This window comes from Rugamonas sp. (assembly GCF_025354735.1).
GTDB lineage: Bacteria > Pseudomonadota > Gammaproteobacteria > Burkholderiales > Burkholderiaceae_D > Rugamonas.
The window spans coordinates 1-10,847 of the sequence record NZ_JANXMI010000108.1; the positions used below are offsets into that span (position 1 = coordinate 1).

Sequence of the window (10,847 nt, forward strand, 5' to 3'; positions counted from 1 at the left end):
GCAAGCAAAGAAACCCCACCTATTTGTAAAACGTGTTTATGAACAGACGGGACTGGACAAATAGCTGCAATATGAAATGATTTTTACACGGCGCACTTAGCAGCTCGTAGTATGCCGCGCTCCATTATAAAATTAAACGTCATTTATGAGATGTATGGGACCTCCCCATGTGCTTTTACCTCCGCCAGCGCCTACCGGTGAAATTCCAGTTGGTGCTGTAGCGTACAACCATGCGATTCCTGTCGCCACTCCGAATATGAATCCAGCGGCAGCGCCCGCGACCGTTCCTGCTCCAGGAACTAGTGATCCTCCGGCCGCGCCGGCAACGGTGCCAACCCAAGCACTGGCTAAAACTCCGGCAATATCCGAAGAAGATATTGCACCGCCAACCATCGCTATTTCATCATTGCTAAGCGTATGCATTTTAATACTCCTTGGTAAATTTCTGAGAGGCCGTCTCAGCGGTTTGAAGCACCCTTCAATTTCAATATTAAAATTATTTTTTATTTTTAAAAACGATCAAGCCAATCATTAAAATTCCAAAAAGTGAAATTAATGCAGAAATTATTAGCGGCATAAAATATATAGTTGAGTATTTTATATAGCCAACCAAGGCTTCCGCTGCACATACCGAATCGGTATTGCCCAATATTTTTTAAATATTTTTTCAATATTGAGTTCATTATTTTTCAATAAAATTGTTAATATTCAGCAGGGAGCATGATTGATAAATTTCGGTGATTGAGAAGTTATCTTAGGATTGCTTTTTATTTAATGTTTTGATCCATGTCTAATGCTGGATCATGCCTTCTCAACCGCAGCGCCGATTTTTTTTGAAAAAATACCGAACGACGACGGGGGCCGACCGCGTCCAAAATGGGGCTGCCTTTTACCCGCCCTTGATGATTTTGCTCCTGTCGCCGATATCGGACATGAGCCTGCAGCGATAACGGGTCTGACGCCGCGTAGCTGCTGCAGGCTACGCGGCGATCGGATTGGCTTCCGCTGCAATCACTATTTCGTGGTCAGGTTCTCACCCTCAGTTCCAACTTCAGCCAGTCGAGCCACGGGTTAACTATTTATGCCGCCGGTCGCCGCCCCGTGGTTGGGGAAGTCGGTGTAGTGGCGGCGGTCGCCGCCCCAGAACGCGTCGCGCTCGTATCGGGTCAGCGGCGCGTTGGCCTTCAGGCGCGCCGGCAAATCCGGGTTCGACGAGAACCAGCGGCCGAAGGCCACCAGGTCGGCGTCGCCGCGGGCGATGATCGCCTCGGCGCCGTCGCGGTCGAAGCCGCCGGCGGCGATGATGGTGCCGGCGAATTTGGTGCGCAGGAAGGATGCGGCCACCGGCGCGGCCGCTTCATCGATGGTCTCGGTGCCCATGATGCGCGGCTCGATCACGTGCAGGTAGCCGATGCCGCGCTCGTTGAGGCGTTCGGCGAAGTAGCCGAAGGTCGCTTCCGGGTCGCTGTCCGAAATCGAGCCCCACTGGCCGCTCGGCGACACGCGCACGCCGACCCGGCTCGCGCCCCACACGGACACCAGCGCGTCGACCAGCTCCAGCGAGAAGCGGGCGCGCTTTTCCACCGTGCCGCCGTAGGCGTCGCTGCGCCGGTTGGTGCCGTCTTGCAGGAAGGTGTCGGCCAGGTAGCCGTTGGCGTTGTGCAGTTCGACGCCGTCGAAGCCGGCCAGCCGCGCGCGCACGGCGGCCAGGCGGAACATTTCGACCAGGCCGGGAATTTCATCCAGCGTCACGGCGCGGTGCATCGACACCGGCACCCAGCCATCCTGGGTCAGCACATTGGTTTCGAACGGCACTTCCGACGGCGCGATCGGCGCGCGGCCGTCGCTCAGGTCGACGTGCGACTGGCGGCCGTCGTGGCCGAGCTGCATGAAGATCTTGCCGCCCTTGGCGTGGACCGCGTCGGTGACTTTCTTCCAGCCGGCCACGTGGGCGTCGGTGTAGATGCCGGGGCCGCCGAGATAGCCGCGCGCGAAGAAGGACGGGTGGGTCGCCTCGGTGATGAGCAGGCCGCCTTCGGAGGCGCGCTGGGCGTAATAGTCGACCATCATCTCGCTCGGGCTGTCGTCGGCCTCGGAGCGCAGGCGCGTCATCGGCGCGTGCACCACGCGGTGTTGCAGCGTGAAGCTGTCGATCTGGATCGGCGAGAATAATTTCAGTGGGGCGGTGCTGGTCATGATGTCACTCCTTGAATTTTGGTGTGATTCACGATAGCAGTTCCCGGAAAATCGCATGCGCCGGAAATCGGTTTTCGGCTTTGTCAACTGGCGTGTAAAGCGCCGCCGAAAACCCCGTTCTCATAGGAGGAAAGGGCTTCGCCGCAGCGCGCCGGACGCCGCTTCCCGAGTAAAGGGAAGGTAATTCCCGCATGCGCCGGCGCGCCGTTTCGGTCGATTGGGCGCATATGCGCCTAAATTGTTTTATACTGCGGCTTTCGGACGGCCAGTCCGGCGACGGAGTAAGACTAGATGGAAGTTCCTCAATGCACCTGCTCGGCGATGCGCGGCGCGACCCGCGCGCTGTCGCTCGCTTACGATAACGCGCTGCGGCCGTCCGGCCTGCGCATGACGCAGTATTCGATTTTGACCCGGGTGACGGCGCTGGGGCGGCCCTTGCTCAGCGAGCTGGCCGAGATGATGACGATGGACCGCACTACGCTGGGCCGCAACCTGCGCCCGCTGGAACGCGACGGCCTCGTCAAGCTCGACGTCGGCCATGACCGGCGCGAACGCCTGGTCAGCGTGACGGCGGCCGGCATCGAGATGCTGGAACTGGCGCGCCCCTTGTGGAAAGCCATGCACCAGCGCCTGGAAACCAAGTTCGGTACGGAGGAGGCGCAGCAACTGCGCGCCGCGCTGCGGCTCATTACGCGCGCCGGCCGGGAACTGGCGCTGGAAGACAGCGCGTAAGCGGCGATCACAGGCGATAGGCGCACGCGATAATCCGATAATCCGATAATCCGATAATCCGAACGCGATACGCGATACCCCGATACCGATACCGACACCTGATACCCGATACGTGCGGGCGGCTGGCTTCCGGCCGCGCCCCTGGCCTACTCGGACACCGCGTATCGTTCCGACAGTTCGCGGCCGGTGCTGACCACTTGCTGCATCAGCGCGCGTAGCCGCCCGGATTCGGCCGCGCCGAAATGTTCCTCGAAGCGGGCATGCACTTCCTGCCACAAAGGCAGGGCGCGTTTCAGCGCGGCCTTGCCGGCCCGGGTCAGGCTGACGACGCGCTCGCGCTTGTCCACCTCGCCGACGGCCAGTTGCACCAGACCTTCGCGCTCGAGCGGACGCAGGTTGCGGCCCAGCGTGGTGCGGTCCATGGCCAGCATGTCGGCCAGTTCGTTGAGCGTGATCGGCCCCACCTTGCTCAGCCGCGACAGGATGGAATACTGTGTCGTGCGCAGGCCGGAAGGGCGCAGCGCGTCATCGTACAGCGCCGTCAGGACGCGGGTCGCGCTGCGCAGCGACGAGCAATTGCACGGTAATAAATCCAACACGCACTCCCGGTGTAAAAACGTCAGTATAGCCGTTCGGTCCGACGGTTTCCACGTCCATGGTCCATAGTCCAGCGACCATTTAGATGATTGACAATGAGTGTATATGCACCTATTATCCACCGCAATGCGGCCTGGCCAGACTGACACGCGTGTCCGTGCTGTTGGCCGACTGCCGACCCTTGGGGGCGGTATCGGCGAATAAAAGGCCGCGGCCAGCAAACTTTTCCTTGACGCGGTATCATCATAGGAGAATTCCTACAGATAATGGGTGTAGGTGCTCTTAATTTGTTTTTCATTATGCATATGGACAGTCGGGTCCAGCCCGGCTGTTCTTTTTTATCAATAAATTACTTCTACGGTACGGTGCAAACTATGTGGAAACAACAAGGACTGGCCAGCGCCCAAAACGCGCACTGGTCGGGCAGGCTGATGGAGTTCTCGCGAACCGGACGTGAACGGAGTCGGCCATGTGGATTGTAAGTATCGCGCTGCGGCGTCCCTATACCTTTTTGATGATGGCCCTGCTGATCGTGCTGATGGGGATTTACTCCATCCTGCGCACGGCGACCGACATTTTCCCGAACATTAATATTCCCATCACCGCCGTGGTGTGGCAGTACAACGGCCTGCAACCGGAAGAAATCGCCAACCGCGTGGTGCTGTTCTCGGAACGCGTGGCGCAGACCATCGTCAACGATATCGAGCACACGGAATCGCAGTCGGTGTCCGGCACCGCCGTCGTCAAATACTTCTTCCAGCCGAGCGCGAAAGAAGAGCTGGCGTTCTCGCAGATCACCGGCGCCTCGCAGACGCTTCTGCGCTTCGCGCCGCCCGGCACCACGCCGCCGCTGATCCTGGCCTACAACGCCTCGACCGTGCCGATCCTGCAACTGGCGCTGTCGAGCGACAGCCTGCCCGAATCGCAAATCTACGACCTGGGCAACAACGTGCTGCGCACCGCGCTGGCGACCATCCCCGGCGCCGCCGTGCCTTTCCCTTACGGCGGCAAGCAGCGCCAGGTGCAGGTCGACCTCGACCTGAAAGCCATGCGCGCGCGCGGCCTGTCCGGCAACGACGTCATCGCCGCCATCGGCGCCGGCAATCTGGTGCTGCCGGCCGGCACCCAGAAGATCGGCGAATCCGAATACTTCATCAAGCTCAATTCGAGCCCGAAGGAAATCGATGAACTGAACAACCTGCCGATCCGCGCCCACGACGGCACCGTCATCTATATCCGCGACGTCGCCCACGTCCACGACGGCAACGCGCCGCAAACGAATATGGTGCGCCTGGACGGCCGCCGCGCCGTGCTGATGAACGTACTGAAAACCGGCAACGCGTCCACGCTCGACATCATCAACGCCGTCAACGCCAAGCTGCCGCAGATCCGCGCGTCGCTGCCGCCGGAACTGAAGATCGAGGCGCTCAGCGACCAGTCCATCTTCGTGCGCTCGGCCATCACCGGCGTGGTGCGCGAAGCCGTCATCGCCGGCGCGCTGACCGGCGCGCTGATCCTGCTGTTCCTGGGCAGTTGGCGCAGCACGCTGATTATCACGGTGTCGATCCCGCTGTCGATCCTGGCCTCCATCGTCTGCCTCGCGGCGCTCGGCGAAACCATCAACATCATGACGCTGGGCGGCCTCGCGCTGGCCGTCGGCATTCTGGTCGACGACGCCACCGTCACCATCGAAAACATCAACTGGCACCTGGAGCAGGGCAAGGGCGTGCAGGAATCGATCCTCGACGGCGCGGCGCAGATCGCGCTGCCGGCGCTGGTGTCCACGCTGGCGATCTGCATCGTGTTCGTGCCGATGTTCCTGTTGGCCGGCATCGCCAAATACCTGTTCATCCCGATGGCTGAAGCGGTGGTCTTCGCGATGCTGGCGTCCTACGTGCTGTCGCGGACCCTGGTGCCGACGCTGGCCATGTACTGGCTCAAGCCGCACGACGCCCACGCCCACGCCAACCCGACCGGCGTGCTGCACCGTTTCCAGCGCGGTTTCGAGCGCAAGTTCGAAGCCATGCGCGAAGGGTATAAATCGATACTGGAATGGGCGCTGGACCACGGCAAACCGTTCGCCATCGTCTTCCTCGCCGCGATGACGGCCACCGCGCTGCTGGCCTTCCCCATCGGCCCCTTGCCGGGCCTGGGCCAGGACTTCTTCCCGGCCGCCAACGCGGGCCAGTTGAAGCTGCACATCCGCGCCCGCAGCGGCACCCGTATCGAAGAAACGGCGGCCCTGTGCGACGCCATCGAAACGACGATACGCGGCGCCGTGCCGGCCGGCGAAATCACCAACGTGGTCGACAACCTCGGCCTGCCGTACTCCGGCATCAACCTGGCCTACAGCAGCTCGGCGCCGGTAGGCCCGGCCGACGCCGACATCTTCATCAACCTCAATGAAGAGCACACGCCGACCGCCGAATTGATGCACATCCTGCGCGGCAAATTGAACGCCCAGTTCCCGTCGGTGGCGTTCTCCTTCCTGCCGGCCGATATCGTCGGCCAGATCCTGAACTTCGGCCTGCCGTCGCCGCTCGACATCCAGATCACCGGCTTCAACGTCGCCGCCAACCGCGCCTTCGCCAACGTGCTGCTGCAAAAGCTGCACGCGGTGCCGGGCGCGGTCGACCTGCGCATCCAGCAGGCCTCGGACTACCCGCAGATCAACGTCAACGTCGACCGCAGCAAGGCCCAGCTGCTGGGACTGAGCGAACAAAACGTCGCCAGCAATTTGCTGGTGTCGCTGTCGGGCAGCTTCCAGACCTCGCCATCGTTCTGGAACGATCCGAAGACGGGCACGCAGTACAGCGTCGTCGCGCAAACGCCGCAGCACCAGCTGCAAACGCTGAACGACTTGCAGAACACGCCGCTGACCACCGCCGCCAACGCGCCGTCGCAAGTGCTGTCGAACGTCGCCGGCCTTAAACGCAGCACCGCGCCCACCGTCGTCAGCCACTTCAACGCCGTGCCGGCGATCGACATCTACGGCACCGTCGAAGGCGCCGACCTCGGTTACGTGGCCAAGCATGTCAGCGAGATCGTCGAAGCGGCCCGGAAGGATCTGCCGAAAGGCTCCAACGTGGTCGTGCGCGGCCAGGTCGAAACCATGCACGCCTCGTTCAACGGCCTGCTGATCGGCCTCGCCGGCGCCATCGTGCTGGTGTACATGCTGATCGTCGTGAACTTCCAGTCGCTGCTCGACCCGCTCATCATCATCTCGGCGCTGCCGGCCGCGCTGGCCGGCATCGTCTGGATGCTGTTCCTGACCCACACCTCGGTCAGCGTGCCGGCGCTGACGGGCGCCATCATGTGCATGGGTGTGGCGACCGCCAACTCGGTGCTGGTGGTGAGCTTCGCGCGCGAGCGCCTGGAAGCGGGCGACAGCGCCTACCAGGCCGCCTTGCAGGCCGGCTTCGGCCGCCTGCGTCCGGTCATGATGACGGCGCTGGCCATGATTATCGGGATGATCCCGATGGCGCTGGGCCTAGGCGACGGCGGCGAGCAGAATGCGCCGCTGGGCCGCGCCGTGATCGGTGGCCTGATCTTCGCCACCATCGCCACCCTGTTCTTCGTTCCTGTTATTTTCTCGATCGTCCGCGGCCGCAAGGCGGCGCCGGCGCATCCATCTTTGGAGGTTTCCCATGTCTGAACCCGTACCTGGCCATATGAATAACGCGCGCGCCAACGGCGCCAAGGCCAAGACGCCGCGCGCCCTGCTGATCCTGCCGCTGGTGGCGATCGTGCTGGGCGCCTGGGGCATCAGCAGCCGCCTGCACGCGCACTCGGTGCTGGCGCAGGAAGCCGGCGCTGGCGCCATCATCAACGTGGTGACGGCCAACGTCGTCGTCAGCGACGCCGGCGAAGAGCTGGTCCTGCCCGGCAGCGTGCAGGCCAATATCGAAGCGCCCATCTACGCCCGCACCGCCGGCTATTTGAAGGCGTGGCACACGGACCTGGGCACGGTCGTCAAACGCGGCCAGCTGCTGGCCGAAATCGACGCCCCGGAAGTGGACCAGCAACTGAGCCAGGCCAAGGCCGAACTGGCCACCGCCAAAGCCAACTACGCGCTCGCCAACAGCACCAATGAACGGTGGAAAGGCCTGCTCGGCACGCAGTCCGTGTCGAAGCAGGACGCCGATGAAAAAGCCGGCGCCGCCGCCGCCAGCAAGGCCACCGTCGATTCGGCCGCCGCCAACGTGGCGCGCCTGAACGAGCTCGAATCGTTCAAGCGCGTGGTGGCGCCGTTCGACGGCGTCATCACCGCGCGCCGCACCGACGTCGGCGCCCTGATTAACGCCGGCCAGAACTCGGGCGGCGAATTGTTCCACCTGGCCGACACGCACAAGCTGCGCATCTTCGTGCAAGTACCGGAGAACGACGCCGGCGCCGCCAAGGTCGGCATGAAGGCCGAGCTGAAATTCAGCGAGCGTCCCGGCCAGGTGTATCAGGCCCAGACCGTGCGCACCTCGAACGCGCTCGACCCGGTGGCCCGCACGCTGCAAGTGGAACTGGAAATCGACAATCCCAAGGGCGAGCTGTTCCCCGGCGCCTACGTCGAAGTCCACTTCAAGCTGCCGGTCAACAGCGCCAGCCTGCGCCTGCCGGCCAACACGGTGCTGTTCCGCGCCGCCGGCCTGCAAGTGGCGTCCGTCGGCGCCGACCACCACGTGAAATTGAAGAGCATCACGCAGGGCCGCGATTTCGGCAGCACCATCGAAGTGCTGGCCGGCGTGGCGCCAGGCGAGACGGTGATTTTGAATCCGCCCGATTCGCTGATCGACGGCGTCGAAGTGCACGCGGTGCCGCGTAAAGAACCCGCAAAGGCCAAACCATGAAGAGCGCAAGTAGCTTGACCGTGCTGTTGTTGAGCGGCGGCCTGGCCGCGTGCTCGCTGGCGCCGGAATACAAAAAGCCTGAGACCGTGGCGGCGCCGCAGTCGTACAAGGAAATCGACGGCTGGAAACCGGCGCAGCCGAGCGAGGAACAGGCGCGCGGCAAATGGTGGCAGGCTTACGGCGACGCTGAATTGAACGCGATGGAAGAGCACATCGGCGCCGGCAATCAAAGCCTGCAAGCGGCCGTCGCGCGCTTGCAGCAGGCGCGCGCGCAAACGCGCCAGGTCAGCTCCGACCTGGCGCCGACGGTGACGACCAATCCATCGGCCACGCGCGGCCGCACCTCGACCAATTCGCCGCGCTATCCGAACGGCGCCGAACCGACGCTGAACAACTTCAACATCGGCCTCGATGTGTCGTATGAACTGGACGTGTTCGGCCGCGTGCGCAACGCGGTGTCGACGGCGAAAGCGGGCCAGCAGGCCAGCGCCGCCGACCTGGCGACGCTCGATTTGTCGCTGCACGCCGAACTGGCCAACGACTATTTCAGCCTGCGCAGCGACGACGCCCAGCAACTGCTGCTGGACCACACCGTCGATGATTATGAAAAGTCGCTGAAGCTGACCGAGAACCTGTTCAACGGCGGCGGCACGGCCTTGATCGACGTCGCCCAGGCGCAGGCGCAGCTGGAAACGGCGCGCACCCGCGCCGCCGACATCCGCCTGCACCGGGCCCAGACCGAACACGCCATCGCCGTCCTGCTGGGCCGCAATCCCAGCGAGTTCCACCTCGACGCCAAGCCGCTGGCGGTGACGCAGGCGCCGCCTGCCATCGCCACCGGCCTGCCGTCAGCATTGCTGGAGCGCCGTCCCGACGTCGCCGGCGCGGAACGCCGCGTGGCCGCCGCCAACGCGGAAATCGGCGTCGCCCGCGCAGCCTACTTCCCCGTCTTCAGCCTGGCCGGCTTGTTCGGCTACGACAGTGCGCAATCGTCGTCGTGGCTCAAGGCGCCGAGCCGCACCTGGTCCTTCGGCCCGACGGCGGTGCTGACGCTGTTCGACGGCGGCCGGCGCCGCGCCCTCAACGAGCAGGCGCAGGCCGTCTACGACGAAAAGGTCGCGAACTATCGCGGCACCGTGCTGACCGCGTATCAGGAAGTGGAAGACAACATCGCCGCGCTGGTGCAGCTGGAAAAAGAGAGCAACAGCCAGGCGCTCGCCGTCAAGGCCAGCGGCACCGCGCTGGAGCAGGCCAATTACCGCTACAAGGGCGGCCTGGTGACGTATCTGGAAGTGTCGACCATCGAGAACGTGGCGCTGCAAGCGCAGTTGTCGGCGGCCGCGATCCAGCTGCGCCGCATGCAGGCCAGCGTGTTGCTGGTCAAGGCGCTAGGCGGCGGCTGGCAAGCCACGGACGACAGCGGGGAAGCCGTCGCCGCCAAGTGATGGGCTGAGGCGCTGATGGGCCGATGTAGAAACGGGAATGAGATAAACGATTTATCTCATTCCCGTTTTTTATGGACGGACGCGCGGATCAGCGATAGGTCGGATCGGCGGCGACGAACACGCGCAGCTTGTCGACGTTGCTGAAGTCGGGCGGCGCGATCTTCGACAGCTGGAATGCCACCTCGTCGCCCACGGTGCGGAAATGCCAGGTGAAGGACTTGCCGTCCATCGTGAACTGCACGGTTTCGCCGTTGGTGACGTTGATCCATTTGGTGTCGGCCGTAATGACGATTTCGCGGTCGGCCTTGTCCGAGAGCGCACGGTTGCCGTAGGGCGCCGGCTTGTTGGGCAGGTCGGCGGCGGCGGCGGTGCCGGCCGCCAGCGCCAAGCCGAAGGACAGCACGAGGGCTGTGCGATTAAATGTGAACATGATGGTTTCCTTTTGATGAGGGGAGGGGATACGAATGCGTCGACGGCTTAACCCGCGTACGACGCATCCTTGCTGCCAGCCCGGATCGACGCGGTGCGATCCATGGGGTATGTGTATATGGCGAAATCGTAGGAGTATATGCACCTGAAAGCAAGGTTTTTTAGGCAAGCATGGCGCGCAAAAAAATCCACGCCGCGCTGCCGCTGGCATTCACCGACCCCGCTCAAAGTATGCGTTTGGTGCCGGGTATCGGCAACAGCAGCAGCGCAAGTCCGAAGGGCAGCACAATGCCACTGACTGCTAACGCCCCAAAGCAGACCTAGGCGTGTTTAATCTGCCTCTGCCTGGTCATCTGTGTTAGTCAGGGGTTACGATGAGGTATGCGCCACTATGCCTTTTGCTTCACACCGAAGGTCATGCAGTCCCTGAACAAGTTAGTGGCCGGATCGCTAACGTTGGTAACTGAAGGTGAGCTCTAATAACTCGATTTTGACGGCGTAAAGCGGTGAGCAGGCCGCTTGCCCAATGTCGGCGGTTGTAACGGCCGATCCGGCGACGCGTGGGAAATGGCAAGGCAAGGAACAAACTGGGCGATCTGGGGGCGGT

The 10,847-nt window shown here is 62.7% G+C and carries 8 protein-coding genes; 5 read left to right on the plus strand and 3 right to left on the minus strand.

Translation table 11 applies throughout. The annotated features are described in order from the left end of the window. Positions 1-154: 154 nt before the first annotated feature. Positions 155-535, plus strand: coding sequence for a hypothetical protein (locus tag Q0S71_RS09340; protein WP_295994150.1), 381 nt, complete (start codon positions 155-157; stop codon positions 533-535). Positions 536-1,071: 536 nt separating this feature from the next. Here Q0S71_RS09340 and Q0S71_RS09345 read toward each other — a convergent pair. Further along, positions 1,072-2,196, minus strand: a complete 1,125-nt coding sequence (locus tag Q0S71_RS09345; RefSeq protein WP_295994152.1) for an alkene reductase — start codon at positions 2,194-2,196, stop codon at positions 1,072-1,074. Between the two features lie 291 nt (positions 2,197-2,487). Between Q0S71_RS09345 and Q0S71_RS09350 the strand changes: the two genes are divergently transcribed. Continuing rightward, positions 2,488-2,928, plus strand: coding sequence for a MarR family winged helix-turn-helix transcriptional regulator (locus tag Q0S71_RS09350; RefSeq protein ID WP_295994154.1), 441 nt, complete (start codon positions 2,488-2,490; stop codon positions 2,926-2,928). 146 nt (positions 2,929-3,074) lie between these two features. Here Q0S71_RS09350 and Q0S71_RS09355 read toward each other — a convergent pair whose 3' ends face one another. Beyond that, complete coding sequence (locus Q0S71_RS09355) at positions 3,075-3,524, minus strand: MarR family winged helix-turn-helix transcriptional regulator (RefSeq protein WP_295994157.1); 450 nt, start codon at positions 3,522-3,524, stop codon at positions 3,075-3,077. Positions 3,525-3,994: 470 nt separating this feature from the next. On the opposite strand from Q0S71_RS09355, the gene Q0S71_RS09360 reads away from it, so the two are divergent. From Q0S71_RS09360 to Q0S71_RS09370, 3 genes are read left to right on the plus strand one after another with little or no spacing between them, the layout of a single operon-like run. Further along, a complete protein-coding gene (locus tag Q0S71_RS09360; protein ID WP_295994160.1) occupies positions 3,995-7,180 on the plus strand; it encodes an efflux RND transporter permease subunit in 3,186 nt (1,061 codons plus the stop codon). Further along, on the plus strand, positions 7,173-8,366 hold the full coding sequence (locus tag Q0S71_RS09365; protein WP_295994162.1) for an efflux RND transporter periplasmic adaptor subunit: 1,194 nt from the start codon (positions 7,173-7,175) through the stop codon (positions 8,364-8,366). The genes Q0S71_RS09360 and Q0S71_RS09365 overlap by 8 nt, the downstream gene beginning before the upstream one ends. Then, complete coding sequence (locus Q0S71_RS09370; protein ID WP_295994163.1) at positions 8,363-9,811, plus strand: efflux transporter outer membrane subunit; 1,449 nt, start codon at positions 8,363-8,365, stop codon at positions 9,809-9,811. The genes Q0S71_RS09365 and Q0S71_RS09370 overlap by 4 nt, the downstream gene beginning before the upstream one ends. An 88-nt stretch (positions 9,812-9,899) precedes the next feature. Here the strand turns inward: Q0S71_RS09370 and Q0S71_RS09375 are convergent, their stop codons facing one another. Then, positions 9,900-10,241: a CzcE family metal-binding protein gene (locus Q0S71_RS09375; protein ID WP_295994165.1), complete on the minus strand. Its 342-nt coding sequence runs from the start codon at positions 10,239-10,241 to the stop codon at positions 9,900-9,902. Positions 10,242-10,847 lie beyond the last annotated feature (606 nt).

What these genes read in the sequence shown, in the direction of transcription:
- Q0S71_RS09340 (WP_295994150.1), top strand. Translation starts at nt 155, where the DNA reads ATGGGACCTCCCCATGTGCTTTTACCTCCGCCAGCGCCTACCGGTGAA.
- Q0S71_RS09345 (WP_295994152.1), bottom strand. Translation starts at nt 2,196, where the DNA reads ATGACCAGCACCGCCCCACTGAAATTATTCTCGCCGATCCAGATCGAC.
- Q0S71_RS09350 (WP_295994154.1), top strand. Translation starts at nt 2,488, where the DNA reads ATGGAAGTTCCTCAATGCACCTGCTCGGCGATGCGCGGCGCGACCCGC.
- Q0S71_RS09360 (WP_295994160.1), top strand. Translation starts at nt 3,995, where the DNA reads ATGTGGATTGTAAGTATCGCGCTGCGGCGTCCCTATACCTTTTTGATG.
- Q0S71_RS09365 (WP_295994162.1), top strand. Translation starts at nt 7,173, where the DNA reads ATGTCTGAACCCGTACCTGGCCATATGAATAACGCGCGCGCCAACGGC.
- Q0S71_RS09370 (WP_295994163.1), top strand. Translation starts at nt 8,363, where the DNA reads ATGAAGAGCGCAAGTAGCTTGACCGTGCTGTTGTTGAGCGGCGGCCTG.
- Q0S71_RS09375 (WP_295994165.1), bottom strand. Translation starts at nt 10,241, where the DNA reads ATGTTCACATTTAATCGCACAGCCCTCGTGCTGTCCTTCGGCTTGGCG.